Consider the following 17,250-nt stretch of genomic DNA (forward strand, 5'->3'; position numbering starts at 1 on the left):
GGAATACAGTCAAAATGGCAAATGTAACATTATTCGACCAAACTGGTAAACAAGCGGGCGAAGTTGTTCTTAACGATGCAATCTTTGGTATCGAACCAAACCAATCTGTTGTGTTTGATGTCATCATCAGCCAACGTGCTAGCCTTCGTCAAGGAACTCACGCTGTTAAAAACCGTTCAGCCGTTTCAGGTGGCGGACGCAAACCATGGCGTCAAAAGGGAACTGGACGTGCTCGTCAAGGTTCTATCCGCTCTCCACAATGGCGTGGTGGTGGAATCGTCTTCGGACCAACTCCACGTAGCTATGCGTACAAACTTCCTCAAAAAGTTCGTCGCCTTGCACTAAAATCTGTTTACTCAGAAAAAGTTGCTGAAAACAAATTTGTAGCCGTTGATTCTCTTGAATTTACAGCTCCAAAAACTGCTGAATTTGCAAAAGTTCTTGCAGCTTTGAGCATCGATTCTAAAGTCCTTGTTATTCTTGAAGAAGGAAACGAATTCGCAGCTCTTTCAGCTCGTAACCTTCCAAACGTGAAAGTTGCGACTGCTACAACTGCAAGTGTTCTTGACATCGCAAATAGTGACAAACTTCTTGTTACTCAAGCAGCTATCTCTAAAATCGAGGAGGTTCTTGCATAATGAATTTGTATGATGTTATCAAAAAACCTGTTATCACTGAAAGCTCAATGGCTCAACTTGAAGCAGGCAAATATGTATTTGAAGTTGACACTCGTGCGCACAAACTTTTGATCAAGCAAGCTGTTGAAGCTGCTTTCGAAGGTGTTAAAGTTGCAAATGTTAACACAATTAACGTAAAACCTAAAGCTAAACGTGTTGGACGTTACACTGGTTTTACTAACAAAACTAAAAAAGCTATCATCACTCTTACAGCTGATTCAAAAGCAATCGAGTTGTTTGCTGCTGAAGCTGAATAATCTAAGGAGGAAATATCGTGGGAATTCGTGTTTATAAACCAACAACAAACGGTCGCCGTAATATGACTTCTTTGGATTTCGCTGAAATCACAACAAGCACACCTGAAAAAACTTTGCTTGTTGCTTTGAAGAACAAGGCTGGTCGTAACAACAACGGTCGTATCACAGTTCGTCACCAAGGTGGTGGACACAAACGTTTCTACCGTTTGGTTGACTTTAAACGTAACAAAGATAACGTTGAAGCAGTTGTTAAAACTATCGAGTACGATCCAAACCGTTCTGCAAACATCGCTCTTGTACACTACACTGACGGTGTGAAAGCATACATCATCGCTCCAAAAGGTCTTGAAGTTGGTCAACGTATCGTTTCAGGTCCTGAAGCAGATATCAAAGTAGGTAACGCTCTTCCACTTGCTAATATCCCAGTTGGTACTTTGGTCCACAACATTGAGTTGAAACCAGGTCGTGGTGGTGAATTGGTTCGTGCTGCTGGAGCTTCTGCTCAAGTATTGGGACAAGAAGGTAAATACGTTCTTGTTCGTCTTCAATCAGGCGAAGTTCGTATGATTCTTGGAACTTGTCGTGCTACAGTTGGTGTTGTCGGAAACGAACAACATGGACTTGTAAACCTTGGTAAAGCAGGACGTAGCCGCTGGAAAGGTATCCGCCCAACAGTTCGTGGTTCTGTAATGAACCCTAACGATCACCCACACGGTGGTGGTGAAGGTAAAGCACCAGTTGGTCGTAAAGCACCATCTACTCCATGGGGCAAACCTGCTCTTGGTCTTAAAACTCGTAACAAGAAAGCGAAATCTGACAAACTTATCGTTCGTCGTCGCAACGAGAAATAATTTAAAACTAGTCGCTTAAGCAACTAGGAAATTCCGCCAGCTCGGTAGCGCTCCTTGTGAGCGCAAGCCGCTGTGGTACAAAATTTAAAGGAGAAAATATAAAAATGGGACGCAGTCTTAAAAAAGGACCTTTCGTCGATGAGCATTTGATGAAAAAAGTTGAAGCTCAAGCTAACGACGAAAAGAAAAAAGTTATCAAAACTTGGTCACGTCGTTCAACGATCTTCCCAAGTTTCATTGGTTACACAATCGCAGTTTATGATGGACGTAAACACGTACCTGTTTACATCCAAGAAGACATGGTAGGTCACAAACTTGGTGAATTTGCACCAACTCGTACTTACAAAGGTCACGCCGCAGACGACAAGAAGACACGTAGAAAATAAGGAGAACATAAATGGCAGAAATTACTTCAGCTAAAGCAATGGCTCGCACAGTACGTGTTTCACCTCGTAAATCACGTCTTGTTCTTGACAACATCCGTGGTAAAAGCGTAGCCGATGCAATCGCAATTTTGACATTCACTCCAAACAAAGCTGCTGAAATCATCTTGAAAGTTTTGAACTCAGCTGTAGCTAACGCTGAAAACAACTTTGGTTTGGATAAAGCTAACTTGGTAGTATCTGAAGCATTCGCAAACGAAGGACCAACTATGAAACGTTTCCGTCCACGTGCGAAAGGTTCAGCTTCACCAATCAACAAACGTACAGCTCACATCACTGTAGCTGTTGCAGAAAAATAAGGAGGTAAAATCGTGGGTCAAAAAGTACATCCAATTGGTATGCGTGTCGGCATCATCCGTGATTGGGATGCCAAATGGTATGCTGAAAAAGAATACGCGGATTACCTTCATGAAGATCTTGCAATCCGTAAATTCGTTCAAAAAGAACTTGCTGACGCAGCTGTTTCAACTATTGAAATTGAACGCGCAGTAAACAAAGTTAACGTTTCACTTCACACTGCTAAACCAGGTATGGTTATCGGTAAAGGTGGTGCTAACGTTGATGCACTCCGTGCTAAACTTAACAAATTGACTGGAAAACAAGTACACATCAACATCATCGAAATCAAACAACCTGATTTGGATGCTCACCTTGTTGGTGAAGGAATTGCTCGTCAATTGGAGCAACGTGTTGCTTTCCGTCGTGCACAAAAACAAGCAATCCAACGTGCTATGCGTGCTGGAGCTAAAGGAATCAAAACTCAAGTATCAGGTCGTTTGAACGGTGCAGATATCGCCCGTGCTGAAGGATACTCTGAAGGAACTGTTCCACTTCACACACTTCGTGCAGATATCGATTACGCTTGGGAAGAAGCAGACACTACATACGGTAAACTTGGTGTTAAAGTATGGATCTACCGTGGTGAAGTTCTTCCAGCTCGTAAAAACACTAAAGGAGGTAAATAACCAATGTTAGTACCTAAACGTGTTAAACACCGTCGTGAATTCCGTGGTAAAATGCGTGGTGAAGCTAAAGGTGGAAAAGAAGTAGCATTCGGTGAATACGGTCTTCAAGCTACAACTAGCCACTGGATCACTAACCGCCAAATCGAAGCTGCTCGTATCGCCATGACTCGTTACATGAAACGTGGTGGTAAAGTTTGGATTAAAATCTTCCCACACAAATCATACACAGCTAAAGCTATCGGGGTTCGTATGGGATCTGGTAAAGGGGCACCTGAAGGTTGGGTAGCACCAGTTAAACGTGGTAAAGTAATGTTTGAAGTTGCTGGTGTTTCTGAAGAGATCGCTCGCGAAGCGCTTCGTCTTGCAAGCCACAAATTGCCAGTTAAATGTAAATTCGTAAAACGTGAAGCAGAATAAGGAGAAGGCATGAAACTTAATGAAGTAAAAGAATTTGTTAAAGAACTTCGTGGTCTTTCTCAAGAAGAACTCGCGAAGCGCGAAAACGAATTGAAAAAAGAATTGTTTGAACTTCGTTTCCAAGCTGCTACTGGTCAATTAGAACAAACAGCTAGCTTGAAAGAAGTTAAAAAACAAATCGCTCGTATCAAAACAGTTCAATCTGAAGCGAAATAATAGACTAGGGAAGGAGAAATTTCAATGGAACGCAATAATCGTAAAGTTCTTGTTGGACGTGTTGTATCTGACAAAATGGACAAGACAATCACAGTTGTAGTTGAAACAAAACGTAACCACCCAGTCTATGGTAAACGTATTAACTACTCTAAAAAATACAAAGCACATGATGAAAACAATGTTGCCAAAGAAGGCGATATCGTACGTATCATGGAAACTCGTCCGCTTTCAGCTACAAAACGTTTCCGTCTTGTAGAAGTCGTTGAAGAAGCGGTTATCATCTAATCAAACCTGAAAGGAGAAAACTGAAATGATTCAAACAGAAACTCGTTTGAAAGTCGCAGACAACAGCGGTGCACGCGAAATCTTGACTATCAAAGTTCTTGGTGGTTCTAAACGTAAATTTGCGAACATCGGTGATGTTATTGTGGCATCTGTAAAACAAGCTACTCCTGGTGGTGCGGTTAAAAAAGGTGACGTTGTTAAAGCAGTTATCGTTCGTACTAAATCAGGTGCTCGTCGTGCTGATGGTTCATACATCAAATTTGACGAAAACGCAGCAGTTATCATCCGTGAAGACAAAACTCCTCGCGGAACACGTATCTTTGGCCCAGTTGCACGTGAATTGCGTGAAGGTGGCTTCATGAAGATCGTGTCACTTGCTCCAGAAGTACTTTAATTTTCACAGAGCAAAAACAAACAAACACAGTCCCCTGGCTTAGCCAGGGTGCCCATTGGGCGTAAGAATAAAAGGAGAAAAAAATGTTTGTAAAAAAAGGCGACAAAGTTCGCGTAATCGCTGGTAAAGATAAGGGAACAGAAGCTGTTGTCCTTACTGCCCTTCCAAAAGTAAACAAAGTTATCGTTGAAGGTGTTAATATCGTTAAGAAACACCAACGTCCAACTAACGAACTTCCTCAAGGTGGTATCATCGAGAAGGAAGCGGCTATCCACGTATCAAACGTTCAAGTTTTGGACAAAAACGGTGTAGCTGGTCGTGTTGGTTACAAATTTGTAGACGGTAAAAAAGTTCGCTACAACAAAAAATCAGGCGAAGTGCTTGATTAATCACGAAGGAAAGGAGAAGTATAATGGCAAATCGTTTAAAAGAAAAATATCTTAATGAAGTAGTTCCTGCTTTGACAGAACAATTCAACTACTCATCAGTGATGGCTGTGCCTAAAGTAGATAAGATCGTTTTGAACATGGGTGTTGGTGAAGCTGTATCAAACGCTAAAAGCCTTGAAAAAGCTGCTGAAGAATTGGCGCTTATCTCAGGTCAAAAACCACTTATCACTAAAGCTAAAAAATCAATCGCCGGCTTCCGTCTTCGTGAAGGTGTTGCGATCGGTGCAAAAGTTACCCTTCGTGGTGAACGTATGTACGAATTCTTGGATAAATTGGTTTCAGTTTCACTTCCACGTGTGCGTGACTTCCATGGTGTTCCAACAAAATCATTTGATGGACGCGGAAACTACACACTTGGTGTGAAAGAACAATTGATCTTCCCAGAAATCAACTTTGATGACGTTGACAAAACTCGTGGTCTTGACATCGTTATCGTAACTACTGCTAACACTGACGAAGAGTCACGTGCATTGCTTACAGGCCTTGGAATGCCTTTTGCAAAATAATATAGGAGGTATAACTAATGGCTAAAAAATCTATGATTGCTAAGAACAAACGCCCAGCGAAGTTCTCTACTCAAGCATACACTCGCTGTGAACGTTGTGGACGTCCACACTCAGTTTACCGCAAGTTTAAACTTTGCCGTGTTTGCTTCCGTGAATTGGCATATAAAGGTCAAATCCCTGGTGTAACAAAAGCATCTTGGTAATTTAAGATATCAAGGGCGTCAAAACTCCAAGTGAAAATAGGAAACTTGACGAAGAAACTTTAGTTTCTAGAAAAGTTTATCTTTTTCACACAGAGTTTAGCCCGGGTTCAGTTGGGCTTGCCAATTTGAACACGAGCTACAGCTTTGGCAAAAAAGATCAATTTGCTTTGGAGCATCGCTCCTGCATCAAATTGCCTATTTTTGCTCTTGCTGTTACGCTCTTTGTATCATGTATTAACTAGCAAGTGCAACTTGCAAACTACTAGTAAGAGGAGAAAAATAAAATGGTTATGACTGACCCAATCGCAGACTTCCTAACTCGTATTCGTAACGCTAACCAAGCAAAACACGAAGTACTTGAAGTACCTGCATCAAACATCAAAAAAGGGATTGCAGAAATCCTTAAACGCGAAGGTTTTGTTAAGAACGTAGAAATCATCGAAGATGACAAACAAGGCATCATCCGTGTATTCCTTAAATACGGACCAAACGGTGAAAAAGTTATCACAAACTTGAAACGTGTTTCTAAACCAGGACTTCGTGTCTACAAAAAACGTGAAGACCTTCCAAAAGTACTTAACGGTCTTGGAATTGCTATCCTTTCAACTTCTGAAGGTTTGCTTACTGATAAAGAAGCACGCCAAAAGAACGTTGGTGGAGAAGTTATCGCTTACGTTTGGTAATATTTAGCTCTCAATTTCTTTGTGACTCTTCGTTATCGTCTCTTGCCTAACCCAAAGTTATGCCTGCGAGACGATGCCTAGATTCACTTTCAAATTGAAACCTAAACGTTCCTTTAAATCGAGAAATCGATTTAGCCCCCGTGAAAACTGGCCGTCATGGCCTGACAATTTAACAGGAGAATAAAAACATGTCACGTATTGGTAATAAAGTTATCGTGTTGCCTGCTGGTGTTGAAATCACTAACAATGACAACGTTGTAACTGTAAAAGGACCTAAAGGAGAACTTACTCGTGAGTTCTCAAAAGATATTGAGATTCGTGTGGAAGGTACTGAAGTAACTCTTCACCGTCCAAACGATTCAAAAGAAATGAAAACTATCCACGGAACTACTCGTGCTCTTTTGAACAACATGGTTATTGGTGTATCAGAAGGATTCAAGAAACAACTTGAAATGCGTGGGGTTGGTTACCGTGCTCAACTTCAAGGAAACAAACTTGTTTTGGCTGTTGGTAAATCACATCCAGACGAAGTTGAAGCTCCAGAAGGAATTACTTTTGAACTTCCAAACCCAACAACAATCGTTGTTAGCGGAATTTCAAAAGAAGTAGTTGGTCAAACAGCTGCTTACGTACGTAGCCTTCGTTCACCAGAACCATACAAAGGTAAAGGTATCCGTTACGTTGGCGAATATGTTCGTCTTAAAGAAGGTAAAACAGGTAAATAATATTGAGTGGTTGATTTTCAGCCACCAATATCATTTCCAACTTTGTGCATAGCACACGATTTAAAACTAAAGAGGTGAAAACTGTGATTTCTAAACCAGATAAAAACAAACTCCGCCAAAAACGCCACCGTCGCGTTCGCGGAAAACTCTCTGGAACTGCTGATCGCCCACGTTTGAACGTATTCCGTTCTAATACAGGCATCTACGCTCAAGTTATTGATGACGTAGCGGGTGTAACGCTCGCAAGTGCTTCAACTCTTGACAAAGAAGTTTCAAAAGGAACAAAAACTGAACAAGCCGTTGCTGTCGGTAAACTCGTTGCAGAACGTGCAAACGCTAAAGGTATTTCAGAAGTGGTGTTCGACCGCGGTGGATATCTATATCACGGACGTGTGAAAGCTTTGGCTGATGCAGCTCGTGAAAACGGATTGAAATTCTAATAGGAGGACACTAGAAAATGGCATTTAAAGACAATGCAGTTGAATTAGAAGAACGCGTAGTTGCTGTTAACCGTGTTACTAAAGTTGTTAAAGGTGGACGTCGTCTTCGTTTTGCAGCTCTTGTAGTCGTTGGTGACCACAATGGGCGCGTAGGATTTGGTACTGGTAAAGCTCAAGAAGTTCCAGAAGCAATCCGCAAAGCAGTAGAAGATGCTAAGAAAAACTTGATCGAAGTTCCTATGGTTGGAACAACAATCCCACACGAAGTTATTTCAGAATTCGGTGGAGCTAAAGTATTGTTGAAACCTGCTGTAGAAGGTTCAGGGGTTGCCGCTGGTGGTGCTGTTCGTGCCGTTATCGAGTTGGCAGGTGTAGCTGATGTTACATCTAAATCTCTTGGCTCAAATACTCCAATCAACATTGTTCGCGCAACTGTTGAAGGTTTGAAACAATTGAAACGCGCTGAAGAAGTTGCTGCCCTTCGTGGTATTTCAGTTTCTGATTTGGCATAAGAAAGGGGATAAAATGGCTCAAATTAAAATTACTTTGACTAAGTCTCCAATCGGACGCATTCCATCACAACGTAAAACTGTTGTAGCACTTGGACTTGGCAAATTGAACAGCTCTGTTATTAAAGAAGATAACCCAGCAGTACGTGGTATGATCACTGCAGTATCTCACTTGGTAACAGTTGAAGAAGTAAACTAATTAAATTTTAGGGGATGTGCAGTATACCATCCCCTAAAACTAGATATAGTCATCTTTGATGACAAACGTATAGGCGAGTTGATAGGAGAGACAACCTTTTCTCTCTTATCGGCGCTAGCATTTTACAAAAGAGGAGAAAATATATAATGAAACTTCATGAATTGAAACCTGCAGAAGGTTCTCGTAAAACTCGTAACCGTGTTGGTCGTGGTACTTCATCAGGTAACGGTAAAACATCTGGTCGTGGTCAAAAAGGTCAAAAAGCTCGTAGCGGTGGCGGAGTACGTCTTGGTTTTGAAGGTGGACAAACTCCATTGTTCCGTCGTCTTCCAAAACGTGGATTCACTAACATCAACGCTAAAGAATACGCAATTGTTAACCTTGACCAATTGAACGTCTTTGAAGATGGTGCAGAAGTAACTCCAGTTGTTCTTATCGAATCAGGAATTGTTAAAGCTGAAAAATCAGGTATCAAGATTCTTGGTAACGGTGAGTTGACTAAGAAATTGTCTGTAAAAGCAGCTAAATTCTCTAAATCAGCTGAAGAAGCTATCACTGCTAAAGGTGGTTCAGTAGAAGTCATCTAAGAGAGGTGACCTATGTTTTTTAAATTATTGAGAGAAGCCTTCAAAGTCAAGCAAGTTCGATCAAAAATTCTTTTTACAATTTTTATCGTCTTTGTCTTCCGTATCGGGACTAGCATTACGGTTCCATGGGTGAATGCCAATAGCTTGAATGCTTTGAGTGGTCTATCTTTTCTAAATATGTTAAGTTTGGTGTCTGGTAATGCCATGAAAAACTTTTCAGTTTTTGCACTTGGTGTTAGTCCATACATTACTGCTTCTATCGTTGTCCAACTCTTACAAATGGATTTATTACCGAAGTTTGTAGAGTGGGGCAAACAAGGGGAAGTTGGTCGTAGAAAGTTGAACCAGGCAACTCGATATATTGCCCTTGTTCTTGCATTCGTGCAATCTGTCGGAATTACTGCTGGTTTTAATGCTTTATCTGGAGCCAAACTTTTGACTGTTCCTTTAACACCACAAGTTTTCCTTGTGATTGGAGCAATCCTAACAGCGGGTAGTATGATTGTAACTTGGTTGGGAGAGCAAATTACTGATAAGGGTTATGGGAATGGTGTTTCCATGATTATCTTTGCGGGGATTGTTGCTTCAATTCCTGATATGATCAAGGGTATCTATGTTGACTACTTTGTCAATGTACCAAGCAGTCGCTTGACTTCATCCCTCATTTTTGTTGCTATCTTAATTGTAGCAGTCCTATTGATTGTTTACTTTACAACTTATGTTCAACAAGCTGAATATAAGATACCAATTCAGTATACTAAGGTAGCACAAGGAGCACCATCAAGTTCCTATCTTCCATTGAAGATTAACCCTGCAGGAGTTATTCCAGTTATCTTTGCTAGCTCAATTACAGCAGCACCAGCGGCAATTTTACAATTTGTAAGTGCATCTGGTCTTGATTGGGCCTGGGTACGTAGTGCTCAGGAGTTGCTATCTACAACAGCCCCTACAGGTATCGCTCTGTACGCTCTGTTGATTATTCTCTTTACATTCTTCTATACATTTGTACAGATTAATCCAGAGAAGGCAGCAGAAAATTTGCAAAAGAGCGGTGCTTATATCCACGGTGTCCGTCCTGGTAAAGGGACAGAAGAGTATATGTCAAAACTTCTTCGTCGTCTCGCAACAGTCGGTTCCCTCTTCCTAGGTGTCATTTCTATTTTACCTATTGTAGCTAAGGATTTATTCGGTCTTTCAGAAGTCGTTGCTTTTGGGGGAACAAGTCTTTTGATCATTATCTCAACAGGTATTGAAGGAATTAAACAATTGGAAGGTTATCTATTGAAACGTAAATATGTTGGTTTCATGAATACAACAGAATAATTGTAATAGAAAAGAAAATTCACTATTGCTCAGAGAGTGGAGTTTAAAAATCAAAGACCTTGTCAGATTTTTATCTCCTCTCTTCTATTTTGTTTTTAAATAGGAGTTGAAATGAATTTTTGCTTCTATTTAAAAACAAAAAAGGAGTTTGAATCATGAATCTTTTGATTATGGGCTTACCTGGTGCAGGTAAGGGTACACAAGCAGCAAAAATTGTTGAACAATTCCATGTTGCTCATATCTCAACAGGTGATATGTTCCGTGCGGCAATGGCTAACCAAACTGAAATGGGTGTCTTAGCTAAGTCTTATATCGACAAAGGCGAGTTGGTTCCAGATGAAGTTACAAATGGTATCGTGAAAGAGCGTCTTTCACAAGATGACATTAAAGAAACTGGTTTCTTGTTGGACGGGTACCCACGTACAATTGAACAAGCTCATGCCTTGGATAAAACTTTAGCTGAATTAGGAATTGAGCTTGAAGGTGTTATTAACATCGAAGTAAATCCAGATTGTCTTTTGGAGCGTTTGAGTGGTCGTATCATTCACCGTGAAACTGGCGAAACTTTCCATAAAGTTTTCAACCCACCAGTTGACTACAAAGAAGAAGACTATTACCAACGTGAAGATGACAAACCTGAAACAGTAAAACGTCGTTTGGATGTTAATATTGCTCAAGGTGAACCAATTATTGCCCACTATCGTGCAAAAGGTTTGGTACATGATATCGAAGGTAACAAAGATATCAATGATGTCTTTGCAGATATCGAAAAAGTATTGACAAAATTGAAATAAAAGCGTTTTTCATGCTTGCAAAATGTCTCTACAAATGTTATACTGAGTTAGTCTGACTTATAATTGTTGTCTCTGTGTCTAGAGGCATCAAATCGAAATTTATGGAGGTACTTTTGCGTGGCAAAAGACGATGTGATTGAAGTTGAAGGTAAAGTAGTTGATACTATGCCGAATGCAATGTTTACGGTTGAACTTGAAAATGGACATCAGATTTTAGCAACAGTTTCTGGTAAAATTCGTAAAAACTATATTCGTATTTTAGCGGGAGATCGTGTTACTGTCGAAATGAGTCCATATGACTTGACACGTGGACGTATCACTTACCGCTTTAAATAATCGAAAAACTTGGAGGGATAAGAAATGAAAGTAAGACCATCGGTTAAACCAATTTGCGAATACTGTAAAGTAATTCGTCGTAATGGTCGTGTTATGGTAATTTGCCCAGCAAATCCAAAACACAAACAACGTCAAGGATAAGATAGAAAGGAGAAAACATGGCTCGTATTGCTGGAGTTGACATTCCAAATGACAAACGCGTAGTAATTTCATTGACTTATGTGTACGGTATCGGACTTCCAACATCTAAGAAAATCTTGGCAGCTGCTGGAATTTCAGAAGATGTACGTGTTCGCGATCTTACACCAGATCAAGAAGATGCTATCCGTCGTGAAGTGGATGCAATTAAAGTTGAAGGTGACCTTCGTCGTGAAGTTAACTTGAACATCAAACGTTTGATGGAAATCGGTTCATACCGTGGTATCCGTCACCGTCGTGGACTTCCTGTCCGTGGACAAAACACTAAAAACAACGCTCGCACTCGTAAAGGTAAAGCTGTTGCGATTGCTGGTAAGAAAAAATAATATAGGAGGTAAAAGTCTTGGCTAAACCAACACGTAAACGTCGTGTGAAAAAGAATATCGAATCTGGTATTGCTCATATTCACGCTACATTTAATAACACTATTGTTATGATTACTGATGTGCATGGTAATGCAATTGCTTGGTCATCAGCTGGTGCTCTTGGTTTCAAAGGTTCTCGTAAATCTACACCATTTGCTGCTCAAATGGCTTCTGAAGCTGCTGCTAAATCTGCACAAGAACACGGTCTTAAGTCAGTTGAAGTTACTGTTAAAGGTCCAGGTTCTGGTCGTGAGTCAGCTATTCGTGCTCTTGCTGCCGCTGGTCTTGAAGTAACAGCAATTCGTGATGTGACTCCAGTGCCACACAATGGTGCTCGTCCTCCAAAACGTCGCCGTGTATAATCATAACCTTACACTGCTTTTCGTTTAAGAGGGAGTAACTAAATGATCGAGTTTGAAAAACCAAATATAACAAAAATTGATGAAAATAAAGATTATGGCAAGTTTGTAATCGAACCGCTTGAACGTGGTTACGGTACAACACTTGGTAACTCTCTTCGTCGTGTACTTCTAGCTTCTCTTCCAGGGGCTGCTGTAACATCTATCAATATCGAAGGTGTATTGCATGAATTTGATACAGTTCCGGGTGTTCGCGAAGACGTGATGCAAATCATTCTGAACATCAAAGGTATTGCAGTAAAATCTTACGTTAAAGACGAAAAGATCATTGAACTAGATGTGCAAGGTCCTGCTGAAATTACAGCTGGAGATATCTTGACAGATAGCGACATTGAAATTGTAAATCCAGATCATTATCTCTTTACAATCGGTGAAGGTTCTTCTCTAAAAGCGACAATGACTGTTAACAGTGGTCGTGGATATGTACCTGCTGATGAAAACAAAAAAGATAATGCACCAGTTGGAACACTTGCTGTAGATTCTATTTATACACCAGTTACAAAAGTCAACTATCAAGTTGAACCTGCTCGTGTAGGTAGCAATGATGGTTTCGACAAATTAACCCTTGAAATCTTGACTAATGGAACAATTATTCCAGAAGATGCTTTAGGGCTTTCAGCACGTATCTTGACAGAGCACCTTGATTTGTTTACAAATCTTACAGAGATTGCTAAGTCAGCAGAAGTGATGAAAGAAGCTGATACTGAATCGGACGACCGTATCTTGGAACGTACGATTGAGGAACTTGACTTGTCTGTGCGTTCATACAACTGTTTGAAACGTGCCGGTATCAACACTGTGCATGATTTGACAGAAAAATCTGAAGCAGAGATGATGAAAGTAAGAAATCTTGGACGCAAGAGTTTGGAAGAAGTGAAAGTCAAACTCATTGATTTGGGTCTTGGATTAAAAGATAAATAAAGGAGGAATAAATGGCTTACCGTAAACTAGGACGCACTAGCTCACAACGTAAAGCAATGCTTCGCGATTTGACAACTGACCTTTTGATCAACGAATCAATCGTGACAACTGAAGCTCGTGCTAAAGAAATCCGTAAAACTGTTGAAAAAATGATTACTCTAGGTAAACGTGGTGATTTGCATGCACGTCGTCAAGCAGCTGCTTTCGTACGTAATGAAATCGCATCTGAAAACTACGATGAAGCAACTGATAAGTACACTTCTACTACAGCACTTCAAAAATTGTTCTCAGAAATCGCACCTCGTTATGCTGAGCGTAACGGTGGATACACTCGTATCCTTAAAACTGAACCACGTCGTGGTGATGCAGCGCCAATGGCGATCATCGAATTAGTATAAAATCATCAATTTTGTTGAGTGTTATGATGATGGAGTCTTGTGCTCTTAGTCTAGCTCTGGTCTACCGCTAGGACTTATGTCCTAGCGGGAACACTCATCATAAGATGATAAGGTAGACGCTTGTTTACGAAATTGTTTTTTACTAAAGAACAATTTCGTAAGCAGGCGTTTTTGAGTATTTTAGTAAGAAATATGCTATACTATTGAAAAAGAAAATCAACAATGTTCATTTTTTCAAAAATATTCTATAAAGAGGTTATGAGCCAATATATTATCAGTTTTAAGTTCTAAACTAGCGACTTGGTAAAAAATATTAGTCTGGTACAAGATCAACTAAGAGATTTTTTTAGGGTTTCAACTTGGATAATTATTCACTATTAAGTGATTTAGTTACTCTATCCTCCTTTTTCATTTTATTTTTGTCCAAAATGGATATCGTTCTGTGTTAGAAATGGAGTTTAATCATGAAAGCTATTATTACTGTTGTTGGTAAAGATAAATCTGGAATTGTTGCAGGTGTTGCGACAAAAATTGCTGAATTAGGCTTAAATATTGATGATATCTCACAAACAGTCTTGGACGAATTCTTTACTATGATGGCTGTGGTATCTAGTGATGAAAAACAAGATTTTACACATCTTAGAAACGAATTTGAGGTTTTTGGTCAGACTTTGAATGTCAAAATCAATATTCAAAGTGCGGCTATTTTTGATGCTATGTACAATATCTAGGAGGTATTTATGGATATTAGACAAGTTACCGAAACAATCGCAATGATTGAGGAGCAAAACTTCGACATTAGAACCATTACCATGGGGATTTCCCTTTTGGACTGTATCGATCCAGATATCAATCGTGCTGCGGATAAAATATATGAAAAGATTACTACAAAAGCAGCTAATTTAGTGGCTGTTGGAGATGAAATTGCGGCTGAGTTAGGAATTCCTATTGTGAATAAACGTGTGTCAGTAACTCCAATTTCCTTGATTGGTGCTGCTACTGATGCGACGGATTATGTAGTCTTAGCTAAAGCACTGGATAAAGCTGCGAAAGAAATTGGTGTTGACTTCATTGGTGGTTTTTCAGCCTTGGTACAAAAGGGTTATCAAAAAGGTGATGAAATCCTTATCAACTCCATTCCTCGTGCTTTGGCAGAAACGGATAAGGTTTGTTCATCTGTAAATATCGGTTCTACCAAATCGGGCATCAATATGACTGCAGTAGCGGATATGGGACGCATTATCAAGGAAACAGCTTCTTTATCTGATATGGGGGCGGCTAAATTGGTTGTATTTGCAAACGCGGTAGAGGACAATCCTTTTATGGCAGGCGCTTTTCATGGGGTTGGTGAAGCAGATGTCATTATCAATGTCGGTGTTTCTGGTCCAGGTGTTGTTAAACGTGCCTTAGAAAAGGTTCGTGGTCAGAGCTTTGATGTTGTTGCTGAAACTGTTAAAAAGACAGCCTTCAAGATTACCCGCATTGGTCAATTAGTCGGTCAAATGGCTAGTGAGCGACTTGGAGTTGATTTTGGAATTGTCGATCTGAGTTTGGCTCCAACTCCAGCAGTGGGTGATTCTGTAGCTCGTGTCCTTGAAGAAATGGGGCTAGAGACAGTTGGGACTCATGGAACGACTGCTGCCTTGGCTCTCTTGAATGATCAAGTTAAAAAAGGCGGAGTTATGGCTTGCAACCAAGTTGGTGGTTTGTCAGGTGCCTTCATCCCAGTTTCTGAGGACGAGGGGATGATTGCTGCAGTGCAAAACGGCTCCCTTAATTTGGAAAAACTAGAAGCTATGACGGCTATCTGTTCAGTTGGTTTGGATATGATTGCCATTCCTGAAGATACACCTGCAGAAACGATTGCGGCAATGATTGCGGATGAAGCTGCTATCGGAGTCATCAATATGAAAACAACTGCTGTACGTATTATTCCAAAAGGAAAAGAAGGCGATATGATTGAATTTGGTGGCCTTCTAGGAACGGCTCCAGTCATGAAAGTTAACGGTGCCTCGTCTGTTGACTTCATTGCACGTGGAGGGCAAATCCCGGCTCCAATCCATAGTTTTAAAAATTAAAAAGAAGTGGAATCTGTTTAAGCTGGATTTAAGGATAGACCTGTATACTACTATCATTAAATAAAGACCTCCTAACTTTATTTAATTAAAATCCTAACTTTTTCATAATAATCTCCTACAAAAGTCACTCTTTGGAGTGACTTTTGTTTTATAGTAGATTGAAATAAGGTATGAACAATTTGATTAGGAAAGTCAAACTAATTTCTAGAAATATTTTTAGCACCCGTAATGTACTATTCTAGATTCAATCTGCTATATATCAAGAGAAAATAAAGAAAGTAGCATGTTCAAATTTGTAAATTTGTTCAAAAATAAGATGATTTAAAGGATAAAACCAGTTTTTTCATTCTGTAAAATGGGCTAAAACCTTGCTATTATTGGCTTTTTGAAAAATTATGGTATAATAGTAGTAGTTTTAATAGATGGAGTTGAATTTTGAAAAAACGCTTTCGTGTAAAAAAAGAGAAAGATTTTAGTGCAATATTTAAAAAAGGGGAGAGTTTTGCTAATCGTAAATTTGTTATTTATCGATTAGAAAATAATGAACAGCATTTTCGAGTTGGCCTATCTGTCAGTAAAAAATTAGGAAACGCTGTCACGAGGAATCAGATCAAGAGAAGAATTCGACATATTCTGATTGAACATAAAAATCAGCTGGTTGAAAATGTAGATTTTGTTGTGATTGCTCGAAAAGGTGTTGAAATCTTGGACTACGCGGAAATGAAAAAAAATCTACTTCACGTATTAAAGTTATCAAAGATTTACCAGGAAGGAAATGGGAGTGAAAAAGAAATTACAGTTGACTAGCTTAGTGGTGCTTGCTTTATTTGTGATGAGCGCCTGCACGGCTAATGGTACGACGAGTGAGATTACAGCTGAATCAACAGGTTTTTGGAGTAAATTTGTTTATTTTTTTGCTGAAACCATTCGCTTTTTATCATTTGATACAAGTATTGGTCTGGGGATTATTTTATTTACCCTTCTAATCAGAACCATTCTTTTACCAGTCTTTCAGATACAAATGGTGGCATCTAGAAAGATGCAAGAAGTACAACCACTGGTTAAGGAGTTGCGAGAACGTTATCCGGGACGGGATATGGAGAGCCGTACCAAGTTAGACCAAGAAATGCGTCAGTTGTTCAAGCAACATGGTGTCAAACAGTCAGCTTCTCTTTGGCCAATCTTAATCCAAATGCCAGTCTTGTTGGCCTTGTTCCAAGCTTTGAGTAGGGTAGAATTTCTAAAAACGGGTCATTTCTTATGGATTAACCTTGGTGGTGTTGATACGACTTTTGTTTTGCCTATTCTGGCAGCTATCTTTACTTTCCTTAGCACCTGGTTATCCAATAAGGCCATGGTTGAGAAAAATGGCGCCATGACAGGAATGATGTACGCAATGCCAGTCATGATTTTCTTCTTTGCTATGTATTCACCAAGTGGGGTTGCCTTATACTGGGCGGTATCCAATGCTTATCAGGTGCTCCAAACTTATCTGCTCAACAATCCATTTAAGATTATTGCAGAGCGTGAGGCGGGAGTACAGGCTAAGAAGGATTTAGAAATCAAGAAGAGAAAAGCTCTCAAGAAAGCACAGAAAAAGAAAAAGTAAGGA

Annotated in this window: 31 protein-coding genes; all 31 read left to right on the forward strand. The window is 39.9% G+C overall.

What is annotated here, in order from left to right:
• Positions 1-14 precede the first annotated feature (14 nt).
• The 31 genes from rplD (at position 15) to GEZ89_RS01330 (ending at position 17,247) form a co-directional block, all read left to right on the forward strand.
• A complete protein-coding gene (gene rplD, locus GEZ89_RS01180; RefSeq protein WP_000024549.1) occupies positions 15-638 on the forward strand; it encodes a 50S ribosomal protein L4 in 624 nt (207 codons plus the stop codon).
• Complete coding sequence (locus tag GEZ89_RS01185) at positions 638-934, forward strand: 50S ribosomal protein L23 (RefSeq protein WP_001055347.1); 297 nt, start codon at positions 638-640, stop codon at positions 932-934. The genes rplD and GEZ89_RS01185 overlap by 1 nt, the downstream gene beginning before the upstream one ends.
• A gap of 17 nt (positions 935-951) precedes the next feature.
• Complete coding sequence (gene rplB, locus GEZ89_RS01190) at positions 952-1,785, forward strand: 50S ribosomal protein L2 (RefSeq protein WP_000512914.1); 834 nt, start codon at positions 952-954, stop codon at positions 1,783-1,785.
• Positions 1,786-1,889: 104 nt separating this feature from the next.
• The gene (gene rpsS / locus GEZ89_RS01195) at positions 1,890-2,171 is read left to right on the forward strand and encodes a 30S ribosomal protein S19 (RefSeq protein ID WP_000533766.1); all 282 of its coding nucleotides are present in this window, start codon (positions 1,890-1,892) and stop codon (positions 2,169-2,171) included.
• Between the two features lie 11 nt (positions 2,172-2,182).
• On the forward strand, positions 2,183-2,527 hold the full coding sequence (gene rplV / locus GEZ89_RS01200; RefSeq protein WP_000818137.1) for a 50S ribosomal protein L22: 345 nt from the start codon (positions 2,183-2,185) through the stop codon (positions 2,525-2,527).
• A 12-nt stretch (positions 2,528-2,539) separates the two neighbouring features.
• Entirely contained in the window at positions 2,540-3,193 is a 654-nt protein-coding gene (rpsC, locus tag GEZ89_RS01205) for a 30S ribosomal protein S3 (RefSeq protein ID WP_000529936.1), read from the forward strand.
• Positions 3,194-3,196: 3 nt separating this feature from the next.
• Positions 3,197-3,610, forward strand: a complete 414-nt coding sequence (gene rplP / locus GEZ89_RS01210; RefSeq protein WP_000960948.1) for a 50S ribosomal protein L16 — start codon at positions 3,197-3,199, stop codon at positions 3,608-3,610.
• A 9-nt stretch (positions 3,611-3,619) separates the two neighbouring features.
• Entirely contained in the window at positions 3,620-3,826 is a 207-nt protein-coding gene (rpmC, locus tag GEZ89_RS01215; protein WP_075230995.1) for a 50S ribosomal protein L29, read from the forward strand.
• A gap of 24 nt (positions 3,827-3,850) precedes the next feature.
• Positions 3,851-4,111, forward strand: coding sequence for a 30S ribosomal protein S17 (gene rpsQ, locus GEZ89_RS01220; RefSeq protein ID WP_000440801.1), 261 nt, complete (start codon positions 3,851-3,853; stop codon positions 4,109-4,111).
• Between the two features lie 25 nt (positions 4,112-4,136).
• Complete coding sequence (gene rplN / locus GEZ89_RS01225; RefSeq protein WP_000616548.1) at positions 4,137-4,505, forward strand: 50S ribosomal protein L14; 369 nt, start codon at positions 4,137-4,139, stop codon at positions 4,503-4,505.
• An 83-nt stretch (positions 4,506-4,588) separates the two neighbouring features.
• Positions 4,589-4,894, forward strand: a complete 306-nt coding sequence (gene rplX, locus GEZ89_RS01230; RefSeq protein ID WP_000497691.1) for a 50S ribosomal protein L24 — start codon at positions 4,589-4,591, stop codon at positions 4,892-4,894.
• A 23-nt stretch (positions 4,895-4,917) separates the two neighbouring features.
• Positions 4,918-5,460: a 50S ribosomal protein L5 gene (rplE, locus tag GEZ89_RS01235; RefSeq protein WP_000013542.1), complete on the forward strand. Its 543-nt coding sequence runs from the start codon at positions 4,918-4,920 to the stop codon at positions 5,458-5,460.
• 17 nt (positions 5,461-5,477) lie between these two features.
• Positions 5,478-5,663 carry a type Z 30S ribosomal protein S14 gene (locus GEZ89_RS01240; protein ID WP_001085699.1) on the forward strand — a complete coding sequence of 62 codons (186 nt, stop codon included), beginning with the start codon at positions 5,478-5,480 and terminating at the stop codon, positions 5,661-5,663.
• Between the two features lie 284 nt (positions 5,664-5,947).
• A complete protein-coding gene (gene rpsH / locus GEZ89_RS01245) occupies positions 5,948-6,346 on the forward strand; it encodes a 30S ribosomal protein S8 (protein ID WP_000245504.1) in 399 nt (132 codons plus the stop codon).
• A gap of 188 nt (positions 6,347-6,534) precedes the next feature.
• Positions 6,535-7,071: a 50S ribosomal protein L6 gene (gene rplF / locus GEZ89_RS01250; protein WP_153224689.1), complete on the forward strand. Its 537-nt coding sequence runs from the start codon at positions 6,535-6,537 to the stop codon at positions 7,069-7,071.
• A gap of 83 nt (positions 7,072-7,154) precedes the next feature.
• Entirely contained in the window at positions 7,155-7,511 is a 357-nt protein-coding gene (gene rplR / locus GEZ89_RS01255; protein WP_000624044.1) for a 50S ribosomal protein L18, read from the forward strand.
• A gap of 17 nt (positions 7,512-7,528) precedes the next feature.
• Positions 7,529-8,023, forward strand: coding sequence for a 30S ribosomal protein S5 (gene rpsE, locus GEZ89_RS01260; RefSeq protein ID WP_000874203.1), 495 nt, complete (start codon positions 7,529-7,531; stop codon positions 8,021-8,023).
• A 13-nt stretch (positions 8,024-8,036) separates the two neighbouring features.
• Positions 8,037-8,219: a 50S ribosomal protein L30 gene (gene rpmD, locus GEZ89_RS01265; protein WP_000057243.1), complete on the forward strand. Its 183-nt coding sequence runs from the start codon at positions 8,037-8,039 to the stop codon at positions 8,217-8,219.
• A 146-nt stretch (positions 8,220-8,365) separates the two neighbouring features.
• A complete protein-coding gene (gene rplO / locus GEZ89_RS01270) occupies positions 8,366-8,806 on the forward strand; it encodes a 50S ribosomal protein L15 (RefSeq protein ID WP_000766079.1) in 441 nt (146 codons plus the stop codon).
• 12 nt (positions 8,807-8,818) lie between these two features.
• Entirely contained in the window at positions 8,819-10,129 is a 1,311-nt protein-coding gene (gene secY / locus GEZ89_RS01275; RefSeq protein ID WP_075230994.1) for a preprotein translocase subunit SecY, read from the forward strand.
• Positions 10,130-10,284: 155 nt separating this feature from the next.
• Complete coding sequence (locus GEZ89_RS01280; protein ID WP_153224690.1) at positions 10,285-10,923, forward strand: adenylate kinase; 639 nt, start codon at positions 10,285-10,287, stop codon at positions 10,921-10,923.
• A 117-nt stretch (positions 10,924-11,040) separates the two neighbouring features.
• Entirely contained in the window at positions 11,041-11,259 is a 219-nt protein-coding gene (gene infA, locus GEZ89_RS01285) for a translation initiation factor IF-1 (protein WP_001029883.1), read from the forward strand.
• A 24-nt stretch (positions 11,260-11,283) separates the two neighbouring features.
• On the forward strand, positions 11,284-11,400 hold the full coding sequence (rpmJ, locus tag GEZ89_RS01290; RefSeq protein ID WP_001808836.1) for a 50S ribosomal protein L36: 117 nt from the start codon (positions 11,284-11,286) through the stop codon (positions 11,398-11,400).
• A gap of 17 nt (positions 11,401-11,417) precedes the next feature.
• On the forward strand, positions 11,418-11,783 hold the full coding sequence (gene rpsM, locus GEZ89_RS01295; protein WP_000090783.1) for a 30S ribosomal protein S13: 366 nt from the start codon (positions 11,418-11,420) through the stop codon (positions 11,781-11,783).
• Positions 11,784-11,800: 17 nt separating this feature from the next.
• The gene (gene rpsK / locus GEZ89_RS01300) at positions 11,801-12,184 is read left to right on the forward strand and encodes a 30S ribosomal protein S11 (RefSeq protein ID WP_001118385.1); all 384 of its coding nucleotides are present in this window, start codon (positions 11,801-11,803) and stop codon (positions 12,182-12,184) included.
• 42 nt (positions 12,185-12,226) lie between these two features.
• On the forward strand, positions 12,227-13,162 hold the full coding sequence (locus GEZ89_RS01305) for a DNA-directed RNA polymerase subunit alpha (RefSeq protein WP_000568996.1): 936 nt from the start codon (positions 12,227-12,229) through the stop codon (positions 13,160-13,162).
• Between the two features lie 11 nt (positions 13,163-13,173).
• Complete coding sequence (gene rplQ / locus GEZ89_RS01310; RefSeq protein ID WP_000331493.1) at positions 13,174-13,560, forward strand: 50S ribosomal protein L17; 387 nt, start codon at positions 13,174-13,176, stop codon at positions 13,558-13,560.
• 464 nt (positions 13,561-14,024) lie between these two features.
• On the forward strand, positions 14,025-14,291 hold the full coding sequence (locus tag GEZ89_RS01315; RefSeq protein ID WP_000644115.1) for an ACT domain-containing protein: 267 nt from the start codon (positions 14,025-14,027) through the stop codon (positions 14,289-14,291).
• Between the two features lie 9 nt (positions 14,292-14,300).
• Entirely contained in the window at positions 14,301-15,638 is a 1,338-nt protein-coding gene (locus GEZ89_RS01320) for a PFL family protein (protein ID WP_049526518.1), read from the forward strand.
• 435 nt (positions 15,639-16,073) lie between these two features.
• The gene (gene rnpA / locus GEZ89_RS01325) at positions 16,074-16,445 is read left to right on the forward strand and encodes a ribonuclease P protein component (protein WP_153224692.1); all 372 of its coding nucleotides are present in this window, start codon (positions 16,074-16,076) and stop codon (positions 16,443-16,445) included.
• Complete coding sequence (locus GEZ89_RS01330) at positions 16,420-17,247, forward strand: YidC/Oxa1 family membrane protein insertase (RefSeq protein ID WP_281335381.1); 828 nt, start codon at positions 16,420-16,422, stop codon at positions 17,245-17,247. Before rnpA ends, GEZ89_RS01330 begins: the two co-directional genes overlap by 26 nt.
• The last annotated feature ends 3 nt before the right edge of the window (positions 17,248-17,250 follow it).

It is taken from the genome of Streptococcus mitis (assembly GCF_009496285.1).
Classification (GTDB): Bacteria; Bacillota; Bacilli; order Lactobacillales; family Streptococcaceae; genus Streptococcus; species Streptococcus mitis_BP.

Coding starts and splice junctions, on each gene's coding strand:
- rplD (WP_000024549.1), top strand. CDS start 15: ATGGCAAATGTAACATTATTCGACCAAACTGGTAAACAAGCGGGCGAA.
- GEZ89_RS01185 (WP_001055347.1), top strand. CDS start 638: ATGAATTTGTATGATGTTATCAAAAAACCTGTTATCACTGAAAGCTCA.
- rpsS (WP_000533766.1), top strand. CDS start 1,890: ATGGGACGCAGTCTTAAAAAAGGACCTTTCGTCGATGAGCATTTGATG.
- rplV (WP_000818137.1), top strand. CDS start 2,183: ATGGCAGAAATTACTTCAGCTAAAGCAATGGCTCGCACAGTACGTGTT.
- rplP (WP_000960948.1), top strand. CDS start 3,197: ATGTTAGTACCTAAACGTGTTAAACACCGTCGTGAATTCCGTGGTAAA.
- rpmC (WP_075230995.1), top strand. CDS start 3,620: ATGAAACTTAATGAAGTAAAAGAATTTGTTAAAGAACTTCGTGGTCTT.
- rpsQ (WP_000440801.1), top strand. CDS start 3,851: ATGGAACGCAATAATCGTAAAGTTCTTGTTGGACGTGTTGTATCTGAC.
- rplN (WP_000616548.1), top strand. CDS start 4,137: ATGATTCAAACAGAAACTCGTTTGAAAGTCGCAGACAACAGCGGTGCA.
- rplX (WP_000497691.1), top strand. CDS start 4,589: ATGTTTGTAAAAAAAGGCGACAAAGTTCGCGTAATCGCTGGTAAAGAT.
- rplE (WP_000013542.1), top strand. CDS start 4,918: ATGGCAAATCGTTTAAAAGAAAAATATCTTAATGAAGTAGTTCCTGCT.
- GEZ89_RS01240 (WP_001085699.1), top strand. CDS start 5,478: ATGGCTAAAAAATCTATGATTGCTAAGAACAAACGCCCAGCGAAGTTC.
- rpsH (WP_000245504.1), top strand. CDS start 5,948: ATGGTTATGACTGACCCAATCGCAGACTTCCTAACTCGTATTCGTAAC.
- rplF (WP_153224689.1), top strand. CDS start 6,535: ATGTCACGTATTGGTAATAAAGTTATCGTGTTGCCTGCTGGTGTTGAA.
- rpsE (WP_000874203.1), top strand. CDS start 7,529: ATGGCATTTAAAGACAATGCAGTTGAATTAGAAGAACGCGTAGTTGCT.
- rpmD (WP_000057243.1), top strand. CDS start 8,037: ATGGCTCAAATTAAAATTACTTTGACTAAGTCTCCAATCGGACGCATT.
- rplO (WP_000766079.1), top strand. CDS start 8,366: ATGAAACTTCATGAATTGAAACCTGCAGAAGGTTCTCGTAAAACTCGT.
- secY (WP_075230994.1), top strand. CDS start 8,819: ATGTTTTTTAAATTATTGAGAGAAGCCTTCAAAGTCAAGCAAGTTCGA.
- GEZ89_RS01280 (WP_153224690.1), top strand. CDS start 10,285: ATGAATCTTTTGATTATGGGCTTACCTGGTGCAGGTAAGGGTACACAA.
- rpmJ (WP_001808836.1), top strand. CDS start 11,284: ATGAAAGTAAGACCATCGGTTAAACCAATTTGCGAATACTGTAAAGTA.
- rpsM (WP_000090783.1), top strand. CDS start 11,418: ATGGCTCGTATTGCTGGAGTTGACATTCCAAATGACAAACGCGTAGTA.
- GEZ89_RS01305 (WP_000568996.1), top strand. CDS start 12,227: ATGATCGAGTTTGAAAAACCAAATATAACAAAAATTGATGAAAATAAA.
- rplQ (WP_000331493.1), top strand. CDS start 13,174: ATGGCTTACCGTAAACTAGGACGCACTAGCTCACAACGTAAAGCAATG.
- GEZ89_RS01315 (WP_000644115.1), top strand. CDS start 14,025: ATGAAAGCTATTATTACTGTTGTTGGTAAAGATAAATCTGGAATTGTT.
- GEZ89_RS01320 (WP_049526518.1), top strand. CDS start 14,301: ATGGATATTAGACAAGTTACCGAAACAATCGCAATGATTGAGGAGCAA.